Consider the following 23,876-nt stretch of genomic DNA (forward strand, 5'->3'; position numbering starts at 1 on the left):
TACAATTATGAAGGTTAAACTATTTGAAGAAAGTTGGCCGGTTAATGGCACCTTTACTATTTCTCGTGGTAGCAGAACACACACCCGAGTTGTTGTAGTTGAATTACAACAGGGCGAATATATTGGTCGCGGTGAGTGTGTGCCTTATGCTCGCTATGGTGAATCTATAGAATCAGTTCTTGCCGAGCTTGCAGAGCTGACCGTCAAAGTTGAAAACGGTTTAACCCGAAAAGAGATGCAGTATTTACTACCCGCAGGTGCTGCGCGTAATGCACTTGATTGTGCCTATTGGGATTTTGAATGCAAAAAAGCAAAGCAACGAATTTGGCAATATTTATCGGTTCCACAACCGAAGTCTGTCATCACCGCTTTTACGTTATCTTTAGATACACCCGAAAACATGAAACTAGCCGCGATAGAAAATGTACATAGACCCCTGCTGAAATTAAAACTTGCTGGTGAAGGTGATGTTGAACGCGTAGCTGCCGTTCGAGAAGGCTCTCCAGGTGCACGTATTATTGTTGACGCAAATGAAGGTTGGAATGAAGAACAGTATCTTGAGATGGTGCCTGAATTAGTAAAATTAGGTGTAGAAATGATTGAACAGCCACTGCCCGCCAATGATGACTCTGCACTTGAGCACCTACCTAGACCTATCACACTCTGTGCTGATGAATCTTGCCATGATAGAAGTAGCTTGCCAAAAATTATCGGTCGCTACGACATGGTCAATATTAAAACAGATAAAACAGGCGGTTTAACTGAAGCACTTGCGCTAAAAGAAGAGGCGCAACAAGCTGGCTTACAAGTAATGGTAGGCTGCATGCTTGCTACTTCCCTTGCAATGGCGCCTGCATTTATAGTTGCTCAAGATGTACAGGTCGTCGACCTTGATGGTCCCCTGCTTCTTGCTGAAGACAGAGAATCCCCAATCCCATTTACTGACAGTCTAATGAATGTCTATCAAGCGAAGCTTTGGGGCTAATATTTAATTTTATATATATCAATGATGCAACTTATTGCTATCAAAGAAGGAATGTTTTATGGAACGTACTGTATATCTAGACGGTCAATTTATTAAAGAAAGTGAAGCAAAAGTTTCTATTTTTGATCGTGGTTTTCTTTTTGGGGATGCTGTATACGAAGTAACAGCTGTACTTAATGGTCTATTAGTAGAGAATGAAGGTCATATGCTTCGTTTACAACGATCGTGTGATGAGCTACAAATTGCACTTCCAGTAACAATAGAGCAGATCATAGCTATTCAAAGAGAATTAATTAAAGTAAACCAACTCGACGAAGGCGGCATCTATCTACAAGTAAGCCGTGGCAACGCAGGTGATCGTGATTTTGCTTACCCTTCTGCGGATGTAAAACCAACACTGGTTCTATTTACACAAGCACGCTCTCTACTTAATACACCTAAAGCGACCAAAGGAATGAAGGTGATCACCACCGAGGATATTCGTTGGAAACGTCGTGATATTAAAACCGTTGGCCTACTTGCACCTTGCATGGCTAAACAAGGTGCTCTTGATAAACAAGTCGATGATGCATGGTTAATCGAAGATGGGTATATCACAGAAGGTAGCTCTAACAATGCTTATATTGTTACGCAAGAGGGGGTATTAATTACACGCGCACTGAGCAATGATATTTTACATGGGATCACCCGTAAGGCACTGCTTGAGCTTGCTGAAAAAGAAAATATGAAAATCGAAGAGCGCTCTTTCACCGTTGAAGAAGCTTATCAAGCAAGCGAAGCTTTTGTTAGTTCGGCAACGACTTTTGTATGGCCTGTTATAGAAATCGATGGCAAAACGATCGCAGACGGTAAACCCGGTTCAGTTGCGACTAAACTACGAAATATTTATATTGAATTGGCACTGCAAACGGCTGAATAAGCAGTTTTTTCTAGCCTCAACACACTGTCCAAAACTCAATACAACTGCCTATCATTAACTTAATCATTTAACGATAAGCAGTTGTATAAGCAGCAATCGCCCTTAAAGTATCTAAGGATATTGTCAACTTATCCAAGCGGGATGATTAAAAGCAATAAAATAACCCTCAATCTAAATTTTGGATACAACTAACCCGTTCCCATTCTCTAAAGGGGCGATCGCGGAAAAGGCGATAATGTTTCGCTTGCATTAAATGTCGACCAGGTCGAAATAAGTTATTAATCACACCATGGCAACTCAAAAAACGTTGAGCTTGACCATGGGATTTGAATCACCGCATTTGCCTTTCTTGTTGTCGAGTGGGCTGATGCGATAATTCACACACGTTATTTTCATATTGAACGGTTGAGTGTTCCACACTTGGTATTACTTCTTTTTTTGCTGCAGAGTAACTTGCCAGTTTATCAGTCACAATCTTCAACGGCATCACTCCCTGCCCTTTTAATAACCGCTTAAAGAATCGCATGGCTGCTCTTTTATCTTTACGCTTTTGCACCAGAATTCAATTTCATCACCATCTTGATTTACGGCTCGCCAAAAGTAATGTAATACGCCATTGATCTTAATAAAGACCTCATCCAGATACCAGTATCTCCAAGCTGACTACGGCTCTTTTTTATTTGATTGCAATACATTGTTCCATACTTTTTGCACCACTGACGAATCGTTTCATAACTAACAACCCCCTGTGTCAGACTAGTTGTCACTCCTTAGTTTTCACTTAATAATAAAGACAGGGAGCGGTAATTAGATTGGAATGACTGGATATTCACCAGAAAGAAAAGAAGCTGTTTTAAGTAAAGTATTACCACCACAATCAAGGTCGGTAGTTGAAGTTGCTAATGAAGAAGGCATACACTGTAGTACTTTATATGCTTGGCTAAAAGTAGCTAAAAACAACGGTATAACTATGTCTAACTCAACGTCTTTAACGGCGGAAAAGAAGCTTGCGATTATTATTGAAACCAGTCCTTTAACTGAATCTGAATTGGCAAAGTATTGCCGTGAAAATGGCTTTTATCCAGAGCAAATAAAGGCTTGGAAAAGTGAGTTTGTACAAGGCATGCAAATAAAAAAAGTAAGCAAAAAAGCCAGTATTAAAGAAGCCCAAGCAGATAAAGCTGAGATCAAGAAACTAAAAAAAGAGCTACGACGCAAGGAGAAAGCGCTTGCTGAAACTGCTGCCATATTGGTGCTAAGAAAAAAGTTGAACGCTCTCTACGGCCAAGAGGACGAGGAGAGCTAACGGCATTACTTGAACGACAAAAGTTAATTACTCTGATTAATAAGGCTTTTACAGCAGGTGCTAGAAAAGCAATTGCTTGCTCTGAAGCAGGAATAAGCCTGAGAACCTATCGTCGCTGGATAAAAGAAGATGCTCTGATGGTTGGAGATAGGCGCCTTGATGCTGATAGACCTGAGCCGAAAAACAAGTTAACTGATGCTGAACGGGCATCAGTTTTAGCGATTTGTAACAGTAAAGAATATGCAAGTTTACCCCCTTCTCAGATAGTGCCTTCATTATTGGATTCGGGGGTATATATCGCTTCAGTATCAGCGTTTTATCGGGTTCTGAAACAGGTTGGTCAACTCGTTCATCGAGGGCGTAGTAAAGTCCGTAAAAAAGTCAGTAAACCAACCACATATACCGCTAATAAAGCGAATGAAGTGTGGTCATGGGATATCACTTATTGCCACTCAAAAGTTCGGGGACAATATTATTATTTGTACATGATAGAAGATATTTATAGTCGAAAAATAGTCGGCTATGAGGTATATGAAAATGAGTGTGGTATCAAGGCTGGTGAGTTACTTGAACGAACCTGCTGGCGAGAGAAAATAGGTCGCAACCCGCTCGTTTTACATTCTGATAATGGTGCACCAATGAAAGCGGTGACGATGAAAGTAAAAATGGAAGAGCTCGGTGTTACGCCGTCATATAACAGACCAAGAGTGAGTAACGATAACCCGTATTCTGAATCTACATTTAGGACGCTAAAATATCGACCTGATTGGCCATCTCATGGGTTTAGCGATTTAAGTGAGGTACGAGATTGGGTGCAAGGTTTTGTGACCTGGTATAACACGGAGCACAAGCACAGCAGGATTAAGTTCATTACACCTAGTGAACGGCATGATGGTTTAGATACAGATATACTAAATAAGAGAAAAATCGTATTACTAGATGCTAGGGCTAAAAACCCACTGCGTTGGTCTGGTGAGGTTCAAGACTGTAATGCAATTGGAGCTGTCACATTAAATCCAGATACTCCTAAGAAAGAAGCAGCATAAAAATTAGCTAATGAGTGCCAACTGTCTTGAAAAACACCGAACTTACAGAGGGTAAAAATAGGGTTGGTCTACAAATGGGCGACTTTTGGTCCCCCAACTATTTTTTCAAACAGCAGAAACAAAAAAACCAAGCACAAGTGCTTGGTTTTAAAGTATAAATAGTTGGAGCGGGCAGCGGGAATCGAACCCGCATTATCAGCTTGGAAGGCTTAGATGTATATTCTAAGTAAATTAAAATAAAACAATAAGATACATAAAAACAATATGTTACATTAATTTATCGACACCATTTAACACCATTAAAAGTCCTTTTTCATGGTCAAAAAGATAATTATTGGCCACCAAAGAAGGCTGAAAATTTAGCGATTACAAAAAAAAACCTGACAATCAATGGTTAAAATAAAGCCAAAAACATGTTGGTAAGTTTTTTTAAAGCTACTTTTTAAATGGAAAATTAATATTTATCTCTATTAAAAACCATACTATTTTACACTAATTTTTGCCATTAACACGCTTATTAAAAAGGGACGTAAACAGCTTGGGTTAGAGCAACGAAATTTTGCTTTTATTAATTGGCATGAAGCGACAACAATCTCAACGCATTGAAGAAGGCCAATATACAAAAGTATCAACATGACTGAGTGTACTGAGGAAGTCCAATTAACTTATTAATCTGAGCAGAGTGAGTTCCACTCTCACACTTTAATGCGCTTTATTATGTTAAAACTTACATTTTTATGCGCCTAAAAGTGTGGTGATATCGTACCACCACTTTATTATGCAGGACATGCGATGAATACGCACCTAAAGGGCTGCGATTAGCTTACGCCAAAGTCAGCCAGTTAAACTTGCTGCTTTTATTTTTCAATTTTCTCTCTAGCTCAGGAATAGACTCACCCGTTTCTATCGCAGTAGAGCTTGCAACGGCACGATATATTTGAAGCTTTAAAAGCTCCTTTTTCTTTTTACTCGTCATTGTCCCCATCACCTGATCCGTTTTAGTGTTTTAATTGAATTATCAAAAATAGAGTCAGAAATGTGCTCTGGAAAACCAATGGGAAGTTTACCCTTAACTTGTAGAATAGCTTCTGGCACCTGCTCTTTTAATTCATTCAAAATGATTTGCATCTTAACTTCGCTGAAATTAATTGCTTTAGCTGTATCAATAAAGTGACGTGGTAAAATTTTGTGTATGTCATACTTTTTACCCTTTGTTGCTTTCAACCCCATTGCAAGTTTTAACTGTCTGATATTTAGTCCTCGCCCTCCAAGGATTGGGTAAGCAGATAAAATATCGTAAAATGGCGTTAGCCTATAGCTTCCGCCTTTCTCTATAAAGATAGAAAAATTCTTAGCATGTCCATCCGTAGCACCAATGATCCACTGAAAGGCCTGAAACCTCATAAAGTTATATTGATCTTCAAGCGCATTACTAGAGCCCATTAACAATTCCATTATTTCAGAGATTCCTGGCCCTCCATGAGATTCATATTTAATCGATGAAGGCTTCCCAAATACTTGGCAGATATCTTCCTGAGGTAAGCGCAATAACTCGGTCTTATTTTTACTCCAACGTCTATCAAAGCGTTCAACTGCTAACGCCTTAAGGTTTTTGGTTTTTATGATGTCTACTTTAGGTACTTTAAAACCAAGCTCTCTAGCAAGCTCAACGCAAAGAAATTCATTCTCAACACTGTCTTTTAAATCCAATGTAGCGTTTGCTTGCTGTATCTCACCGATGGGTAATTTAATAATGTGTGTTGTCGGCGTATTACCTTTCGGGATACACCATTTTCCATCCCATAAAAGAAGTGCTGTTTTCTCTTGCACTCCAGCAACCGATATCCTGAAATCATCTTCATCTTCGATCATGCCTAATGGAAAATCTGACTTGTAAGAAGAAAGTATAGCTTCGAGTTTTGGCTCTTTTAATATTTCATAATTAAGGGGGGCTTTTTGATAAGGATGCTCTGGGGGTAACAACATTATCGCCCCTACGCTATCTTTGCCTACTTCCTTGAGCAAATCGAAAGGTTGCTTAGATGCAACCTTATATCTTGTAACAATTCTTTCTCTGACTTTAGGGCTATCAGGTAAAAGGTTATCAAAATAGTTAATAACAGCATCTGAGTTAATAGCAGGCAGTTGTAGCTTTAGCGATAATGACAAAGGCCTTGTCTTATCGTTATCTATCCAGCTTTTGTCATACTGAAACGAATGAGCACCATTCGCATACTTCTTTAAACTGCCGACAAGCTCACCATTCATATATGCGATTAGCTCTTGCATTACCACCCCTCATCCTTGCCATGTTTTGCTGTATTTTTATCTTCTATTTTTAATGTTAAATTCATAGCTTGAAGCAACTTAAAAAAAGTTGAAAGCTTTGTGTTATCAGGGTTATTTTCAAAGTTAGAAATAGTTGCTTGTTTTATTCCTACTCTTTTCGCTAGTTCAGCTTGAGTCCAATCATTTTTTTGCCTTGTAAGGAGCATCAAGTTAGCGAGTTGTTTGGGGCTATATACCATGCCACTATTCCTAGTTATTCAAGAAAAGATGTTAATTATTTTTATCATTCTAATAACTAGCATATCCCCTAAAGGGGATATTTACAACATTATCCCTTAGGGAGGATAATTGGCTATTTATCCTCCCAAGAGGATAATTATATTTATCGTATCTTCTACATTAAAAATGTTAATTTTGATAACCACATCGACAGCTCAATCATCACTAAACCTTTGAGTTAATACATTGCAAGCTTTCCCTAGAAACTCACGACCACAAAGCATTATTTCTAGGGAAGTTAGGAAAAGCATTAGAATAAATACTAGAAAATAAATTACCAGATCTACATCAAGAAAATTTAATTAACTTATTTCATTTAGCATGAATAAAAACTAGCCTAATGGAAACAAACCACAATATATACCAAAAACAAAAAAACAAGACACAATATATAGTCTCACAGTGAGACTTTAAATAATGACGATTAGCGTAATAAATTCGCTTTTATCAAGAAACAATAGTTAACAAATATAGCTTCCAATTAAAGTTATTTGAGGAATTCATGAAAAGACTGGCGACAGAATGCCTAATGCCATTTGAGGTTAGTTTGATTGGTTCGAGTGTAGAAAATATATATCAGTTACTCGCGCTATCACCCTCAAAATTTGAGGAGCTAACATCCAACATGATCATTCCTGTAAATAAATTTATGAATAATATTTATCCCATTAGTGATTGGGCATTCGTAAAGGTTATTCAAGATAAATTTCCAGAGAGAAAACTAAATTTTACCGTCATTAAAAAATTCAGTAACAAAGATGACTGCGTTAAATCTGTGATCGATTGTTTAGCTAGGCAAATGTTAAACGGTCCTCTATACATACCTTTTCAGACATTAGACGAGCAGCATTTAAAGAGCGATAGTTTATCTCAGAGAAAATATGCAACCCTGCTTAACTGTGCTCGCCCCGCACTAAAAGCACCAAAACTAGAGCCAAAGATACAGATCAATGACCCTAAAGTTCAAGAATATGATGAACCTCTTTTTTAGTCTCATTTGATGATCAAAATATTAGCCACTTTACTCAATCAACGGTAGGTTAGGATGAAGTATCCATTTCAAAATTGTAATCCTGCATGTTGTAATGAAACTGTTGCTTTTGCATGGCTGGATAAAAAAGAGAATGACCTTTTACAACTTCATTTCCCATTACCAAAATTATTATCATATCCTGCAAACCTACCTACGGTACTTAAGCTTTTCAGCCAGATATGCTGCAATATTGCATCACCAGAAAACACCTATTATGAGCGGTTACAATCAAACTTGTTGGGACTCATTGATACGGTCGCCGAGAAACTTCCTGTCGAAAAAAAGCAAAGGTCATTCACTAAGCGCACTCAACTTCATCAATTCCTAACCCATTACCCACTTTACTCAACACTGTTATTAATAGATTCAAGCAACAAAAATAAGGTAGAGCAGTATTGGTGGTTTAGCTTATTAGCGCGACTTTATCTCTATCATCAAGGATTACGATATGAAGACTCATTAGAGTTTGATCGTACATTACAAAATAATCTTAAATTTGAATCACTAACAGATTTATTAACACAACCTGATATAGAGTTTCTTACAACCTTTGAATTAAGGAGCCACCTACATAAATTAAGAGATAGCCACACAGGTTTATTTGTATTTGCATCTAGCTTCGACGCGCATTTTACGCATAAAAAGAAACCGCTACTAACTTCCCAAAACACCCTTGAGTCATTTGTACAATTTGACGACGAGTGCCAAATTAAAGAGATACTGCATACTGATGATGATGGGAATGTTGCCGTTAGGTATTTAGAGTTTGAGCCTAATAGAGAGCAAACTCTCGAACAACAAAAAGCTGTTTTTAATAAAAAGAAATTTGGTATGGGAAGCGGTGTACGTCACAACAATTTATCCCTACCACTTGCGCTGTCTGCGTTAACACCACAAAAGTTTACTCAATTTATTCACACTGCCACACCTGATTTATTTTCGACGATGGAGCTTAATGCAAGCCAAATAGCTTTCAGAATAATTTTATGGCTGGAAGTTTGGTTGGGAAAACCCTATTCCTCATTCAGCGAGCTAAAAGTATTCAATGACCTTTCAGCAACCCCCTGCTCTGAAAAAATAGGTTTTCACTACAATGCGAATACGACATCGAATGATCCCCATACACTTTTCTACAATCAAAAGACGCAGTTAGTAAAAGGTAAAAAAGCACCTTCTAATAGTGATCTTTATGATCAAGCAGCAGAGAAGAAAGTAATCAGCCTTATTTGCCCTTATCCATTGCAGAGATATTTTTTTGAATTTATAAAAGATATTAAACAGAGTAGTTATCGACATAATAAAACACTCGCAACTGTTTTAGATACAAGCTGGAATGAATATAAAGCATGGTTAAAAGTAAAACTTGATATTGCTAATAAAAATGAGGCTCAAACCATTTCTCATGCTCGGATCCGAAATACGTTTCATCATTTTTCAGCATTTATATTACCTAAAACGGATCGTGCAATACTACAGGGAAAGGGAGTTATGGGCTCTTTTTATGTAAATAACGATGCATATGAATTGATAGCAACACTTCAGAATAACTGGCTAAAATTTATCGACACTTGCATGCTAAATAAGCAGAATCTATCTCTAGATGAGTCTAGCCGTTTAAATATTGCCCCTTATAAAATGGATCAAAATGCATTTGGAGCTGCGCTATCAATCAAGGGAAGTAAGCAAAAAATTATTCTTGATGCCCTTTGCGATCAATTTAAACAGTGCAGTGAAGGAAACAAAAATAAATTAAGGGCTAGAAATACACTTATTTGCGAAACGTTGGTGTTATACCTTTATTTTCGCACAGCAATAACATGTGCAATTAGGCCTGTTATAAAACCAATTCCGCAAGCAGATTACATTGAGCCTGATTTACATTTAATGCTAACGAAGGATAAAGATGCACACCAAAATGATGAGCTAAGATTTTTAATCATGGATGATGGACTCAGCGAACTATGGAAATTAACTAAACAATTATCCCGAGAGCAAAAAGTAATCATCGAAAACTTCTTTGCTGACGCTTCCAAAAGTAAGCTAAATGAATTGGCAAAGAGCTTTTCTCTTAATCTCGACCCAAGTGCATTTAGGCATACCGCGGCGAGTTTATTTGTGACACTGCATCGCCATGATTTTCACCAATCACATTTCAACATCCTTATGAATCATTTCGACTATGGGCAGTTTCCATTACGAAGCTATAGCCTTTTAACCGTTGTGGAATTAATCTCATATCAACAGGAATCATTAGTGCACTACTCCCTTCTATTTAAAAGTAGTGATGAATGCTGCTTTACACTTTTACAGAAATTGCTAAAGATTCAGGGTATCGCATCATGAATGAGATTATTTCCGGTTGGCATCAGCACTTATCTACTGAGCTTGCTGAACACTCATTATCAAAACGAGAATGCATTGGTACATTTTTAAGTATTGATGCTGTTTATAGGCGATTAACAGGCGCTAAAACATGGCCTAAAAATGCGCTGAGCCGCCTACCATCTATATTAAAAAAAGAAATATCGACCAGTGATGAGTTGCAAGTTTTTTCTGAATGCTTGGCGCTCATATATGAACGAGAACAAATACGACAACCCAACCTACTTCCTCCGCAAAAAATTCAACTCATGCCGACTATGCCAGCGGCAATCACAACCAAAAATATTAGCCCCTCGACTTGTTCTGCGCTTATAAAAGAGATTTACCAGACCTCTGATTGCATTATTGGAAGTGGTGTTAATAAAGTTAATGATGAGGCATGGGGAAAATTACTATTGCTTATTGCACTAGAAAGCAACTTAAATACATTCAATGAGTTAGATGAGTTTCTAACTATTTCATATGACAATTTCTGTAGCTACTCCAGCGCGAATGATATCACTATATCACTACCTAGAAACCACCGTAGAGTATGGCTACAACCTTGCAGTGCGCTACTGCTTAATGCGTTAGTTACTAGAACTATCCGCCCTAAATTGAAAGCAAAAAAATTAATTGAAGCTTATCGTAATCATATATCTTCCCAACTCCCTGAAATCGCTAACATGCGCGCCTCATCAATCATCCGTGATATTGGTTTATTTCATCAACCATTAGGATTACGTGACTTTTGGCAGTCTGAGCAGTCACTCCCCGACCTGACAATTGACAGGTTATTCGGTGGTAATATTGTCACGTCACCCATTAAAAGAAATCACCCTACATATAGCATTGCCTCAGTTATTCCTGAGCGTAATAACAACAAAGCTGGTGATGTAAAAGTTGAACGTGAAGTCCACTCTATCTTGAGTCATTATGCATTAAACGATAAAAATGAGAGTCGGCATAGTGAGGATTTTAAATACGCGCAAAACCTGCTATCCAATTGCTTAAATAAGGATATTTCTGAAGGGCTTTACCTAACTATTTACTGGATAAATGAAATTTTCACACACGGCACGGCATGGAAGGGAAAATTAACAGTTAGCACTATAAAAGCCTATTTTTCAACAATACTATCCTTTACTCGAATGAGCTATCAGCGACAATCTATTCAATCTTTATCCTCAGAAAAGTTAACTGAGTATTGCCAAGACGGTCTCGATTCATTTAACAATGCCAATCAACAATTTACTGTTCTAAGGTTTCTTAAGTTTATTGAGCAATCACCACAAATCAAAGAGATAAGAATTGATGAATTGCTTCTTATGGATAACCAGGGGGTTGTGCGTTCAAACTACCTTAGCCCCAAGGAGTTTGAAGTTATATGTTGTGAGTATCTAAAGGGGAAAGGCATTTATGAATATAAGATCGTCTTTTTTATGCGTTGCTGTTATTACATAGGACTACGGGAAGATGAAGCTTTAAATTTACAGTTAGGCGATATCAACTTAGAGACTGAAATTGTCTCTGTCACGCCAGGTAAACGACGTAAAACCAAAGCGGGCGTTAGGGATATCCCCTTCTCTATCATGCCTGAATCATTCGTTACTGAATTGATACAAACAGTACAAGAAAAACGGTTGTTTGAGGGTGAACAGTACCTATTTAGTGAGTGGGATTATGCTAATTTGGAAAAGCAGTTTATTGCCTTTGTACGCGACTATACTCAAGATACATCCTGGGTAACTCACCTTCTCCGGCATGCATTTGCAAACAACTTGCTGCTATTACTCACACTAACAACACAGCAACTTAAAGAGTTACCCTCATTTTTTGAGTGCGACCTATTTAGCAAGGCGCAGCAAACACGCACTCTCAAATCCTTTGAAAGCTGGGGTAGAAAACTTGATAAAGCCTTTCCTATCTTGGATTGGATAGCACAAACAGTAGGGCACGCAGGCCCTCTGACAACATCGACAATCTACTTACACCTCCTTGACTGGGTAATTTCTAAAAAATATGCGATCCCTTATCCTATCTCTAAAGCTCAACTACAAGATTGGATAGGTACTGAGTCTAAATACGTTTTTGAAATGCAGAAAAAAATTGGACACAATATTAATGGTTCTCCTTGCCTACTTGACTTAAACAAACAGGCAACGATGAACCAGCTGGTGAAAAAAACATTTTCTTTAGGCAAAAAAGTCAGCAGGCACACCATTGATAAAGGAAAGAGGAAACCAACAACCTTCTGCTTTAGCATATTCGTTGACGCTCTACAGAGGATGAAAAAAGGTAGCCAAGACAGCTTCTTTGACGGGCAATTTCTTACTTTCATCAAAGAACACTGCAATATCCCTAATATTCCAGAGATCGCTCCATACGAGATCCACGCTTGGGTTCGCTTGGGTCAGCACTTGGATGAACATTTAGATAAGAAAATTCAATCAAAAGTTAAAGCGTTGCTTTTTTTAAAAGAGAAACTAGCTAATAACAAAAAAGAAGTAACCAACATTAAGGATTTAAAAAAAGTTTTACACGCACTGAACGCATTGGGATTTTCAGGCTGTAAAATCAGCATAAAAGGCAACAATAAAACAATCACCTCCCACTGGTCGGATGTAATTAAAGCAAATGATTTTATTCCAATTTTCTCGATTACAGAGAAGAAAATGACAAGTGTAAACATCAAACCATACCAGCTTCACTCTCGAATTTGGCGACATACCTTGGCCGTCATAGAACTTGTAACCTACTATAAATTATACAAAAAATATATTTTGGTTAATCAGAGGTCAAATGGAATTTATAGTTAAGTCAAAAAGTAACGCTGACTTTAAAAAAATAATTAAACTATTGCCATCTAAGCATCGCGAAGGGTATCAGTATATTTTAGAGGCGACAATTTTCTATGAAAAGAGTCGTTTATTAATAGCTCACAATGAAGCGGATAAAGCTCAGATTTATAGTAATTACTTTTGTGATATTGATATTATTGAGCCCCCACAACAGCAAGAAAATGAGTGTAATCCAAATAACAATACGCTTTCATTTAAAGCCCCTTCCACTCTATTAGACTCTATTTGCCAATATATAGAAGAGTACGATTTGCACTTTGAAATTACTTCTAATTTATTGAAACTAAACTTTATTGACAAGCCACTTCCCGCAATGACTAAAAGCAAAGATACACCACAAATGGACTTTGATTTTAATGAAGTAGAACTTGATGAACAGGTTAAACTTGATATACCAATATCATTTGAAATTGGTATATCAAGTTTTTCATTTAAAGAGTCAGCTAAAAATACAACCTCTAGCTTTCATCTATCTGCCCCAGTACTCAACAGGCACTTTGAAAACGCAGCGAGTATTCCCTCAAGCTCAAAGAAAGCAAAAGATCCAGATACTATTTTCAATGTCGATATGGTTACCCTTCAGTACTGTAGAGTAACAGAGCATGAAAGTAGGCTAATTCTTTACACTAACAATTGTTACGACATATCCATTTCAAGCTTCAAATGCACACCTGCACTATTGCCACATAATTCATTTTTTATTCTCGTAGCTAAATCATCTATAAAAAAATTAGCTTCCTTGTTCAAAGATATTGAAAAAATAGAGGTATCTTTACAGCACCTACCTTTACAACAAAGCAGTGCTAATAGTGTTCAGGACAGATATTACTTAACATTATCCGCAGGGAGCATCTCTTTCTCGGTTAACGTAAAGCCAATAAAAAATTTTCGAGACTCTACTGAAACACTCAAGGAGATCACCAAAGGATATCAACACAATACGCAAGTATTTGATGCCCATAAATGGAATGAGTTTTCCGTTGGCAATGAACTGTACAAAAGTAATGCACATGCAATTCAATTAAACTACAGATCTCTTAAAAAAGAGCCTGAAAACAACATTGATATAAAATGCATATATCAGGAAGACCTTAGTAACCAGGCGTCATCAACACTCAACTATTCAATTTCGGCAAAAATGCCATTTAAATCAAACTGTAACTTCAAACTAAATTTAAGCCTTTTTAATCATGCAATTAAAACTTTATCAGAGTATGAATCAAATGACTCACCAGTTAAAATGTCATCAAATGAGTCTAACTATGATGGGATATTACTAACGAGTGAAATAAAAAATACATTTAATGAACGCTTTTTCTTTTTAGTTCCTTTCGAATCATAACTTTGATTTAAAAGGAATGTAGGTTTCGATTTAGGATGGAAACTCATACAGGATTACTGATTAATTTCAAAGAACTGACCATATTCACCTCTAAGTTACTTGCTGCATTATCACTTTATAAGGTATCTACAAATTTAGGGCCGAACTAATAAGTTAAACAGTGGAAGCCTCCAAAGATAAAAAAATTTTAATATTGTTATTATCACATTATGTGTCAAATAGCCTTTATCGCATAAGTCATTGAATAAAAATTCAAATAAAGTAACCTGTTGTCACTTAATGTAGTATTAAATTGAATTTTTTATCTGCTATATGTGGAACATATTCAACGAATAAAGATCCTAGCAACAAAGAAATGGAGATGATTGTGACCACTTCAAATTTTAGCGAGATGCACTTTGACACTTTTGAAAGCGCCTTAGATTGGGAATTTCAACATTCCCCTGATGGAGAAACTATATATGAATTGCGCTATGGCAAAGGGTGGATTACTGCTAGAAAGGAGGATATGCCTGAAATTCGCAATTATGAAGATAAATGGGGTGGTGAAAATTATGGATGCTACCCAATTAAAGTAGACGGTGAAGCCAAAAAGAACTTTCTTGAAGCTTCTGAAGAGTGGAGCCTTGTTATGTCTGAAGAGTATATCGATGAAAGAAATGACAATCAGCGCGATATACATAGCGGTAGTAACTTCACTTATAAAAATGAGGTTGAAGATAAAATAGTTAAAATTTATATGGGTAAATCCCGAACTGGAAAAACAGTTAATTGGCAATTTATTATTTTTAAAAATGCGTCTGAAAATCTACTTTTAAGATCGAAGTATTTTAAGTTAGGTTTAAATAAATAAAACCACTGGTACGTACTTTTATTAATAAATCCAATTATATACTTTCTCTGTAATTAGCGTTTCGACATTTGATGAGCATAATCAGCAAGTATCTCATCGTCAAAACCTTCTTCCGCAAGAGTTGCCATACCACTAATAATTTCAGGCTCACTCAACAAATCGATACGTCCAGAAAGAACAGAGTCATCACTCGCAATTGAAGCTATAATTTCTTGGCGAAACCTATCTTTATTTCCCGCCACACGCCCCGTTTTTTTATATGAAGACCTGACATACCCATTTTCACCCTCACACTCAAAGCACATCCCATTAACAATGTGCTTCCATTTACCAATATAGCCTGTTCCATTACAGCGTGTACATTCATTGATTCTAGGTCTTTGCATATGAAACCTCTTAATTTAATTCAATATTTTATGTTGTAAAATTATCGATAAACGAATAAAAAAACATACTTTTCAATAGGCTACAAAGCGAACGCAGGCCACAAAAAAAGTTACAATAGTTTACCTAACGCTCTACAACGAACATGGTTCTTTTATTACTATAAATACAAGAAAAGTAGCCGATCTTGGTAAGATACTTTCTCGACACTCTTTGCGCGATACCTTTATGCTAAGTAGTTGACTAAGTAGTTGACTAAGTATCTTTCCAAAAATTAATCGAGGAGATCCACTAATTTAATCGCCTTCCAATTATGGCGAGATTTAGATTTATCCCACGCCATAATTCTTAGTGCTCTCACTTGGGTTTCGTTGGCTTTGCCATCTACCACAAAAGGTGGAACAAAAGTATCTTCAATAAATCCAAAGCCTTTTGGTGTTAGTCGTAAATTACCTTCCACATATGAAACATCAGCTATTGTTGCTTCTTTACTAGGGATTGATGCGACCACTTGTTTTTCACCATCAACTTTAGATAAAGACAACTCAATATAATCACCAACTTGCGGTCTAGTCTTACTTTTATGAAGGCCCATTCGAACGGGTAATGATGTCGATTTATTCACAAAAGCTTGGAATCCCTTACCTGATTGATGAATGTTCTCAACAATAGCAATCACCTTCTCCATTGGCCCATGCAAGTAGTCTAAAGCGTCCTGCGAAATTGAGTTTAAATATGACGTTAGCAGTTTTTCATCTACGCCTGCATTATACCAACCTTGTATAGATAGCTGCTCTAACTCAGGCTTTATCTTCCAACCTTTGGTTTGATAAACCGCAAGCGCAGTCTTTAAGCACATCGATGCTTCAGCTTGCTTTTGATTGGTAAGCAATAATGGGATCACACCTTGCAATAATCGCAAGCTAAAAGTGACATCATGAGCAGACGTAATACCTTTAGCGAAAAACTTCATTGCTAAGCTTTGATCCTGCTTTATATATGTTGCAGCTAACGCCCCCCATGCCCATGATTCTTTCTGTTTTTTTCTTAAAATTGGAAGTATCAATGAACGAGCTTGATCATACTGACCAGCAACAACGAGGCATTTAGCCTGATCGTAATCTAACCACATCATATGCTTAGTATCGGATGCTTGTTCACGTGTTTGATTGATAAATGCCATCACTTGATCAAGGTCTAGTTGCCAATGCTCACGAGCTCTAAGCCATGCGCTGGCAACTTGCCGTGCAGTTGAGAGCATCAAACTGGGCACTTCACCTTTTTCAGCCTGAAAAGGCTTTTTAGCCTCATCGTCAAACAAAGCTACTTGATGACGTAAAACGAGATGAATCAGTGTTGGAAACCATTCCAAACTCTTTTTAAATTGAACAAGAAGCATCTTGTACTCTAAACCACCAGTGGCAATTTCCAAGTTAACTATAGTTTGCAGTAGGCTTTCTAATTGCTCAAACTCAAAATCACTGGGCCGATAGTTGTTTGATGCATCAGCTCGCTTAGCAATTTTCTCAAGTTGTTGCTTGATAAACTCATAACAAACCCAAAATAAAGCACCTTTTAAGTAAGTATCTTGAGGTGCACTCTGCAATGCTAGAAAGCCATGCTCCCAAGCTCCTTTTATGTCACCACTCTTTCTCAAATTATTGACGGTACGAAAAGCTGGCTCGTTCATACTAAGACTCCAATCTGCCCTATTACCTCATCAATCAATCTTGTAGAGTTGCTCAATTGGGGCATAGGCTGGACTTTGGTAAATTGGTTACCTTTGTTATACCAAAACTCAATAATCGCCAATTCATTTTCCTTAACAATAGAGTACCTCTCACAAAATTGGCGTGAATCTATTTTATTGATACCAGCACCAATGCTGCTGACTTGCGTAAGTACATGCTGGTAAAACTCTTCTAAGAACGACTCAGAAAAATTAAACTGCGTATTACCCAACGATCCAGGCACATTCAGCAAGGCACCTTCTAACTGGCCTAACAATGTTATTAACTCTGAATCAAAACCACCTTGGCCAATACTTTTCACTCCAGACACTTTCCAGTTGCCTTTATAATTAAAGGTAATAGAAGCTTGATCGCTACCCCGCTGAAAAATATAACGTTCCTGATAGCTATAATTAAGTACGTCAGCTATCGTGATACCAGTACCTTCAATGCATGCAATGACAAGTTGATTCAACTTTTTTAGTTGAGGAACGTCAGTTTGTAGATCAAACTTAGCAACACTTTCGGCGGGGGGGACATTTTCAAATACTGACTCAGTCCTGCTTGCTTGCATAATAGGAGCAGCAGCCTCTCTTGTATGAGGTTGATAGCCACCTGATATTTTCATACCTGCCCCTAAGCGCAGTTGTGGTGGATTCATCACATACAAAGTTTCAGAAGTACGGGTGATTGCAGTATAAAGCCATCGAAAATAATCTTTAGTTAAGGACTTTTGATGTGTTTGACATTGCAAGAAAACATTTTTCCATTCACTACCTTGGGCTTTATGACCAGTAATAGCGTAACCAAACTTAATTTTAAATGCGTTGAAATAAGGGTCTTGCAACAATGCAATTCTTAGCTTTTGTTCATTTCCCTTGCGGTTGAGGTGAGGATTTCTATTTAAAAAGTGAACATAAATAGCTTTGTGCTCATCCGACGATAAAGTAGGCTGATCGTTATAAAGTAAATTCTCAATTATCTTTGCTTCAAAAAAGAACGGTTCACCATAATCATTACGAAAGCCCAGCACTACGTCCCTGAAGCTAAGATCGACTTTTCGCTTAACCATTTCTCCGTTATCACCTTTGACACTAATAATAACACCAACTACTTCAGAGACTGGTGATAGCACTTCTCTAATCATGCCAAATTCGCCATTGGTAATACTGGCATCCGCTCGGTAGTGGTTTGCCACGGAGATGATTTTATCTCCCTTAGTCATTTCTTGTTGGTCTTTAAAAAAGTGCTCTCGAACCAAACGATTATATTCTGCAACTTGTCGATTTGAAGAAGCGATAATCACACTTTCGCCAGTGCGGCCGACCTTTCCATCGCATGAATCTAAAAAGGTATTGAGGAGACTATCCGAGGTCAATTTACAGACATCACGGCCATTCACTTCGACTTGCAGTTTATTGAAGACATTTTGCTCTAGTCCATCACGTAACATCGCAGCATTTTTCAGTACACCACTATCTCCTTTTTGACGAACAACTTCCTTCAGATAGCCAGAAGTGACAGCAACTTGATACTTTTCATTAAGATATGTAGCATCGAGGGCTGGTGAGGTGTTCATGCCAATGGGTGGTAACTGAGCGTTATCACCAATAAAAATAATCTTCTTATTATGGTCGTTATGGTCAATATTTATATATTTCAATAAATCCTTTAATAAATACCCTGATCCAAATCGGAAAAACTCACCATCAGAATATCTATCGGAAACCATTGACGCTTCATCGATAATATAAACCGCTTCCGCAGTATCCATGTTAACTTTAAGTTCAGCATAGCATCGGTAAGTTTCAGAACCTTCGACGCCATCAACCTTATACTCTTTAACATTATCGTAATTATAAATAACGCGGTGAATAGTGCTCGCAGGTTGCATTGTTTTATCTGAAATCACCTTAGCGGCTTTCCCCGTAGGAGCCATAATGGTGAACTCCCGACCAATCTGCTCAAGGTACTGTGTGATCCCTTTAGTAATAAAGGTTTTACCTGTTCCGGCATAGCCATTCAGTAAAAATACATTTTGACTAGTATCATTAAGAAACTCATTTACCTGTTTAACGATTTTGCTTTGGTCTGTCGTCAGAGTGACATCTTCAAAGCAATCAAATATATCAATATTTCGACGTGTTACTTCCATGTCGAGTTCAAAACTTGAGGCAGATGAAATACTCGCTTGTTTAAACGCTTCACGTGCGTGATAGTCAGATACAGCTTGCTGCGAAGCCACTAAATCTCTTTGTTTTTTCTCAAGTGCGAGTTGTAATAAGGCCTGCTCTTTCTTAACACTGGAAAGTGTATCGCTTTTTTCACCTAGTTCAGCTAACAACTTACTTGTTTGCTGCTCTAGGGTATCTTGACTCGCAGTAAGCTGAGCTTGTAGTTCAGCTTCTCGATCTTTAATCGCTTCGCGTTGTCGCAATAACTCAGCTTCTAGTCGAGACGTATGATCAATAGGTTTAACTGGGTCAACAAATTCAGGAGGGGTAATAGGCTGATTAAGAATTGCTTGTGCATACCAACGAGCTACAAGATAGGCTTCTTTAATTAACCAGAATATTTCATTAAGTGAAACCTCTTTAGTGCAATCAATAGAATGAGCTGCTTTGTTTCCTTTACGACGAAGTACATCTAATTTCATCCATATCGCATTATCACCCACAACGTCCTTGAAATCATGACTACGCAGGCGATTAAACAAATCATCTTGAACGGGTGGTATTAGCGACAACCGAGAATAAATCTCTCCGACTGTTAATTCAGTAAAGCATCGTAGCTTCACCAAGGCGGCTTGCCTATCATTATGGCAATATAATTCTGCATTGGCACCAAGTTGAGCAAGCTCTGGTTTTATAGTTATTAGAAAGTCAAAATTACTCATATTACTTACCTGGCCCCATTGATATAAAATGATAGTATCGCCTAACTCGATATCACCGAAAAGCAGTTATTCAGATTGTCATAACCTAGATCAAAAGATATTGTCAAGTTATCGACTTGAGCCGAGTAATCTCGACCAAATACTCCTTAAGCTAAATTTTGGACACAACTAACCCTATTCCATTCGACAAAGGAACGATCACGGAAAAGGCGATAATGCTTCGCTTGCATTAAATGTCGACCAGGTCGAAATAAGTTATTAATCACACCATGGCAACTCAAAAAACGTTGGGCTTGTCCATGAGATTTAAACTTCCGCATTTGCCTTTCTTGTTGCCGAGTGGGTTGATGTGAAAGCTCACATCCATTGTTTTCATACTGAACGGTTGAGTGTTCTACGGTTGGGATTAATTCTTTTTTTGCAGCAGAGTAGCTTGCCAATTTATCTGTCACAATTTTCAAAGGCATCACTCCCTGCCCTTTTAATAATCGTTTAAAGAAACGCATGGCAGCCCTTTTATCCTTGCGCTTTTGCACCAAAATATCTATTTCATCACCGTCTTAATCTACTGCTCGCCAAAGGTAATGCAATACGCCATTAATCTTAATAAAAACTTCATCCAGATACCAAGTATCACCAAGCTGACCACGACTCTTTTTTATTTGGCTGCAGTAAATTGAGCCATATTTTTTACACCACTGACGAATCGTTTCATAACTGACAACAATTCCTCGAGCTGCAAGTAACTCTTCGATATCACGAAAGCTGAGTGTAAAACGATGATAAAGCCAAACTGTGTGGCTGATGATTTGAGCAGGATAACGATAACCTGCATAGATATTTGAATTTTTCATGCCTTGATTATCGCATGTTTTTTGAAAGAGGCCTTAACTTGACAGTACCGTCCTTTACCTGATTTGATTAACAGCGCCCCTATGAATTATTAATAAATTAATAATTAAGTAATTTATATGTAACATATTAATAATAGAATTTCCAACCAATAATCACTCCTTATTGGGAAACACATGAAGAACAAACTTAAACATACAATAATTGCAACATCAATATTATTAATTTTATCTGGTTGTAATAGCAACACTAATAATAACGAAAATAGCAATACTGAAGATCAAGGTTCTGTTGAAGTTAATTTAATTGATTATACGCCAGCAAACTCTGAAAGAGGAAGTTCAGACGCATCAGGTGCGATTGCAATTGATAGCGATTATATGGTGGTTGGTGACGATGAAGAAAATGTACTGCGTGTTTACCCTCGAATAGGTGGTGACCAAGTATTAGAATTTAATTTCAACCAATATTTACTTTCTGAAAAAGATGCCGAAGATGGCGAAGTAGAAGCAAGCGAGCTTGATGTAGAAGCACTTACTCGTTATGACAATAACAAAATTTTGATTGTTGGTTCTCATGGCAATAAAAGAAATGGTGATGATGTTATGGACGAACGCGGCCATATACTTGCTGTTGAATTTACAGGAACTGGCGCTAATATAACCTTTGAACTAATAGGTAAATACTCAAATTTAGAAGAAGATCTTAGAGTTTGGGATACTGAAGGTCGACATGGAAAAGGAAAAGATTATTTTGGTTTAGTTGCTTCTTCTGCAGATGGCGTTACACCTGAAAGTGTTATGGGAATGTCAATTGAAGGTGCTGCTGTCAGCCATGATTCTAGCCAGCTACTTTTAGGTTTTCGTGCACCTCAAATGGATCAGACAGAACGAAACCAAGCTCTAATTGTGACGATCAATAATTATCAAGAGTTAATTTCAGGTAATGCAAGCGAAGCAATATTAGGCTTACCTATTGAATTGAATTTAGCGGGTCGTGGTATTCGCGACATGAGTCCATGGGGTGAAGGTTACTTAATTGTTGCTGGACCTGCATCTGCTTCAATTGCTGAGGTTGCAGAAAACTTCGCATTATTTAAATGGTCAGGTGACGCTCAAGATGAGCCTGTGCTTATTAATAACGAGCTTGAAACTTTACGTGCAGCTAGCCGTGGCAGTATAGAAAGTATTGTTCAACCGAACAGTTCAGAAACTGAAATGCAAAGTGTTCAATTACTACTAGATAATGGAGACACTATCTGGGAAGGGCAGAACAGTGAATCAAAAGGATTGGATGCTGAAGATCAGAAGTTTCAAGGTGCATATGTTCAATTAGGTGATGAGTCATTTGATATAGATGCACCTAAATTACAAAAAATCACACCTAGCATGGGGCTACAAGGTGTAAATACTGATACCGTCATTGAGTTGAAATTTGATGAAGGAATTACCTTAGGAGAAGGTAATATCTTGGTATACCAAGGTGACACTGTGGTCAAAAGCTATAAGAAAGGCGATCCGGAAGTTAGTGTGACTTATAATAGCATTAAAGTTGTTCCAACTGACAAGTTAGATTACAACACTGAATATAGTATAAATATAACGGACGGATTTGTTGTTGATCATAAAAACAATATTTTTAACGGAGCAACGTTAAGCGAATTTAAATCTGCAGGTAGACCTACACCATTGGAACCTGGTGATATTGTATTTGTTGGGGCTAATGCTGAATCACCAGATGCTATTGCTTATATGTTAAAGAAAGATATTAATGGCGGTACGGAAATAATGTTCTCTGACCGTGATTATAACAATGAAAAAGAAGCTTTCTGGCGTGAAAAAGATCAAGCATTAGCCACAAACGAAGGTGTATTTCGTTGGACTGCAGATCGTAATATGCAAGCTGGAGACATTGTTACCATTCAAACAGGCACTGATTTTAGCCCTCACGCTAATGTTGGCCAAGTTTTAGGTTCACCATCAGGTATTGGTAAAGCAGAAACTATCTATGCGATGATTAATACTAAAGTTGAAGATCTCAGCGATGGTTATGCGGGCGTTATTACCGATCCTGGTACTTTCATAGCAGCGATAAGCTTAGGTGGTTTAGATGAAGATAATGACATCCCGACAAATATCATTCACCTTCGTCAGTATTTCCACCCAGATGGTGCGGATATTATTCCTGATTTAGCTGATCAAACGAATGCAATTTTTGATGTAGATACCTGTGGTCGTAGTTTAGAAAGTATTATTGGTAATATAGATAATACTGCATGTTGGAAAGTCACTTTTAAAAGTGAAGGTGCAGTTGGATTCCCGCTTAACGATGACGGAAGTTTATTTGCTGAATCAATACTTTCAAATTAATAGTTAAGCTAACCATTATAAATAGTGTTGGAAAAACACTCATAAACAATACTTAGTATTTGTGATAATTAGGATGCTACAATCGGGAAATTTAAAGCAGTTATCAAGTGTTTAACTAGCTAGGATGATCCCCTAACTAAAAGTTGTCATTATTAACCCTGAATAATGACAACTTTTTAAACCTAAAACCTATCCGCAATGCTTTTGCTTAATGGCAGATCACTAAGACGTAGTCTTTATTTTCGAGACTGTAATAAAAACTGTGTAACTGCTTATTTATAATCCTACTATTTGGAAAAGGATAAGCAGTTATGGATCAGAAGCAATTAGAAGCGTTTGCTCGTGAAGCCGCGAAAACATTAAAAACAGAA

At 37.4% G+C, this 23,876-nt stretch carries 15 protein-coding genes and 2 pseudogenes; 9 read left to right on the forward strand and 8 right to left on the reverse strand.

Annotated features, from left to right (window positions below; all coding sequences use genetic code 11):
* Positions 1-7: 7 nt before the first annotated feature.
* Positions 8-985, forward strand: a complete 978-nt coding sequence (gene dgcA, locus E2R68_RS08410; RefSeq protein WP_208380169.1) for an N-acetyl-D-Glu racemase DgcA — start codon at positions 8-10, stop codon at positions 983-985.
* Positions 986-1,043: 58 nt separating this feature from the next.
* The gene (locus E2R68_RS08415; protein ID WP_134277248.1) at positions 1,044-1,904 is read left to right on the forward strand and encodes a D-amino-acid transaminase; all 861 of its coding nucleotides are present in this window, start codon (positions 1,044-1,046) and stop codon (positions 1,902-1,904) included.
* A gap of 166 nt (positions 1,905-2,070) precedes the next feature.
* Here E2R68_RS08415 and E2R68_RS14260 read toward each other — a convergent pair.
* Positions 2,071-2,644, reverse strand: a pseudogene (locus E2R68_RS14260) (IS6 family transposase); the annotation flags it as partial.
* 77 nt (positions 2,645-2,721) lie between these two features.
* Between E2R68_RS14260 and E2R68_RS08425 the strand changes: the two are divergent.
* Positions 2,722-4,256, forward strand: a protein-coding gene (locus E2R68_RS08425) for an IS3 family transposase (RefSeq protein ID WP_445177082.1) whose coding sequence is annotated in 2 segments (ribosomal slippage) — positions 2,722-3,181 and positions 3,181-4,256 — 1,536 coding nt in all. Because the reading frame shifts where the segments join, the coding sequence is not laid out codon by codon here.
* An 823-nt stretch (positions 4,257-5,079) separates the two neighbouring features.
* Here the strand turns inward: E2R68_RS08425 and E2R68_RS13900 are convergent.
* Genes E2R68_RS13900 through hipB form a run of 3 tightly spaced genes read right to left on the reverse strand, consistent with a single transcriptional unit; the run spans position 5,080 to position 6,784 of the window.
* Positions 5,080-5,232 (reverse strand): hypothetical protein, encoded by a 153-nt coding sequence (locus E2R68_RS13900; protein WP_166738833.1) that lies wholly within the window; start codon positions 5,230-5,232, stop codon positions 5,080-5,082.
* 8 nt (positions 5,233-5,240) lie between these two features.
* The gene (locus E2R68_RS08430; RefSeq protein ID WP_134277250.1) at positions 5,241-6,545 is read right to left on the reverse strand and encodes a type II toxin-antitoxin system HipA family toxin; all 1,305 of its coding nucleotides are present in this window, start codon (positions 6,543-6,545) and stop codon (positions 5,241-5,243) included.
* Positions 6,545-6,784 (reverse strand): type II toxin-antitoxin system antitoxin HipB, encoded by a 240-nt coding sequence (gene hipB / locus E2R68_RS08435; protein ID WP_134277251.1) that lies wholly within the window; start codon positions 6,782-6,784, stop codon positions 6,545-6,547. Before hipB ends, E2R68_RS08430 begins: the two co-directional genes overlap by 1 nt.
* Before the next feature lie 542 nt (positions 6,785-7,326).
* Between hipB and E2R68_RS08440 the strand changes: the two genes are divergently transcribed.
* The 5 genes from E2R68_RS08440 to E2R68_RS08460 all read left to right on the forward strand — a co-directional run bounded on the left by E2R68_RS08440 (position 7,327) and on the right by E2R68_RS08460 (position 15,274).
* Positions 7,327-7,815 carry a hypothetical protein gene (locus E2R68_RS08440; protein ID WP_134277252.1) on the forward strand — a complete coding sequence of 163 codons (489 nt, stop codon included), beginning with the start codon at positions 7,327-7,329 and terminating at the stop codon, positions 7,813-7,815.
* Positions 7,816-7,869: 54 nt separating this feature from the next.
* Positions 7,870-10,200, forward strand: a complete 2,331-nt coding sequence (locus E2R68_RS08445) for a hypothetical protein (RefSeq protein ID WP_134277253.1) — start codon at positions 7,870-7,872, stop codon at positions 10,198-10,200.
* Positions 10,197-13,037 (forward strand): tyrosine-type recombinase/integrase, encoded by a 2,841-nt coding sequence (locus E2R68_RS08450; protein WP_166738834.1) that lies wholly within the window; start codon positions 10,197-10,199, stop codon positions 13,035-13,037. The genes E2R68_RS08445 and E2R68_RS08450 overlap by 4 nt, the downstream gene beginning before the upstream one ends.
* Positions 13,021-14,421 carry a hypothetical protein gene (locus tag E2R68_RS08455; protein WP_134277255.1) on the forward strand — a complete coding sequence of 467 codons (1,401 nt, stop codon included), beginning with the start codon at positions 13,021-13,023 and terminating at the stop codon, positions 14,419-14,421. Before E2R68_RS08450 ends, E2R68_RS08455 begins: the two co-directional genes overlap by 17 nt.
* A 367-nt stretch (positions 14,422-14,788) precedes the next feature.
* Positions 14,789-15,274, forward strand: coding sequence for a hypothetical protein (locus E2R68_RS08460; RefSeq protein WP_134277256.1), 486 nt, complete (start codon positions 14,789-14,791; stop codon positions 15,272-15,274).
* Between the two features lie 53 nt (positions 15,275-15,327).
* Here the strand turns inward: E2R68_RS08460 and E2R68_RS08465 are convergent, their stop codons facing one another.
* The 4 genes and pseudogenes from E2R68_RS08465 to E2R68_RS14265 form a co-directional block, all read right to left on the reverse strand.
* Entirely contained in the window at positions 15,328-15,516 is a 189-nt protein-coding gene (locus tag E2R68_RS08465; RefSeq protein WP_134277257.1) for a hypothetical protein, read from the reverse strand.
* A 416-nt stretch (positions 15,517-15,932) separates the two neighbouring features.
* Positions 15,933-17,348 (reverse strand): DUF7017 domain-containing protein, encoded by a 1,416-nt coding sequence (locus E2R68_RS08470; protein WP_134277258.1) that lies wholly within the window; start codon positions 17,346-17,348, stop codon positions 15,933-15,935.
* Complete coding sequence (locus E2R68_RS08475) at positions 17,345-20,284, reverse strand: AAA family ATPase (protein ID WP_134277259.1); 2,940 nt, start codon at positions 20,282-20,284, stop codon at positions 17,345-17,347. The genes E2R68_RS08470 and E2R68_RS08475 overlap by 4 nt, the downstream gene beginning before the upstream one ends.
* A 146-nt stretch (positions 20,285-20,430) precedes the next feature.
* Positions 20,431-21,138: pseudogene (locus E2R68_RS14265) on the reverse strand (IS6 family transposase).
* A gap of 174 nt (positions 21,139-21,312) precedes the next feature.
* On the opposite strand from E2R68_RS14265, the gene E2R68_RS08485 reads away from it, so the two are divergent.
* The gene (locus E2R68_RS08485; RefSeq protein ID WP_134277260.1) at positions 21,313-23,505 is read left to right on the forward strand and encodes an Ig-like domain-containing domain; all 2,193 of its coding nucleotides are present in this window, start codon (positions 21,313-21,315) and stop codon (positions 23,503-23,505) included.
* Positions 23,506-23,876: the final 371 nt, after the last annotated feature.

Origin of the sequence: Psychromonas algarum (assembly GCF_004376845.1) — a bacterium.
Lineage (GTDB): Bacteria > Pseudomonadota > Gammaproteobacteria > Enterobacterales > Psychromonadaceae > Psychromonas.

What these genes read in the sequence shown, in the direction of transcription:
- dgcA (WP_208380169.1), top strand. Translation starts at nt 8, where the DNA reads ATGAAGGTTAAACTATTTGAAGAAAGTTGGCCGGTTAATGGCACCTTT.
- E2R68_RS08415 (WP_134277248.1), top strand. Translation starts at nt 1,044, where the DNA reads ATGGAACGTACTGTATATCTAGACGGTCAATTTATTAAAGAAAGTGAA.
- E2R68_RS13900 (WP_166738833.1), bottom strand. Translation starts at nt 5,232, where the DNA reads ATGACGAGTAAAAAGAAAAAGGAGCTTTTAAAGCTTCAAATATATCGT.
- E2R68_RS08430 (WP_134277250.1), bottom strand. Translation starts at nt 6,545, where the DNA reads ATGCAAGAGCTAATCGCATATATGAATGGTGAGCTTGTCGGCAGTTTA.
- hipB (WP_134277251.1), bottom strand. Translation starts at nt 6,784, where the DNA reads ATGGTATATAGCCCCAAACAACTCGCTAACTTGATGCTCCTTACAAGG.
- E2R68_RS08440 (WP_134277252.1), top strand. Translation starts at nt 7,327, where the DNA reads ATGAAAAGACTGGCGACAGAATGCCTAATGCCATTTGAGGTTAGTTTG.
- E2R68_RS08445 (WP_134277253.1), top strand. Translation starts at nt 7,870, where the DNA reads ATGAAGTATCCATTTCAAAATTGTAATCCTGCATGTTGTAATGAAACT.
- E2R68_RS08450 (WP_166738834.1), top strand. Translation starts at nt 10,197, where the DNA reads ATGAATGAGATTATTTCCGGTTGGCATCAGCACTTATCTACTGAGCTT.
- E2R68_RS08455 (WP_134277255.1), top strand. Translation starts at nt 13,021, where the DNA reads ATGGAATTTATAGTTAAGTCAAAAAGTAACGCTGACTTTAAAAAAATA.
- E2R68_RS08470 (WP_134277258.1), bottom strand. Translation starts at nt 17,348, where the DNA reads ATGAACGAGCCAGCTTTTCGTACCGTCAATAATTTGAGAAAGAGTGGT.
- E2R68_RS08475 (WP_134277259.1), bottom strand. Translation starts at nt 20,284, where the DNA reads ATGAGTAATTTTGACTTTCTAATAACTATAAAACCAGAGCTTGCTCAA.
- E2R68_RS08485 (WP_134277260.1), top strand. Translation starts at nt 21,313, where the DNA reads ATGAAGAACAAACTTAAACATACAATAATTGCAACATCAATATTATTA.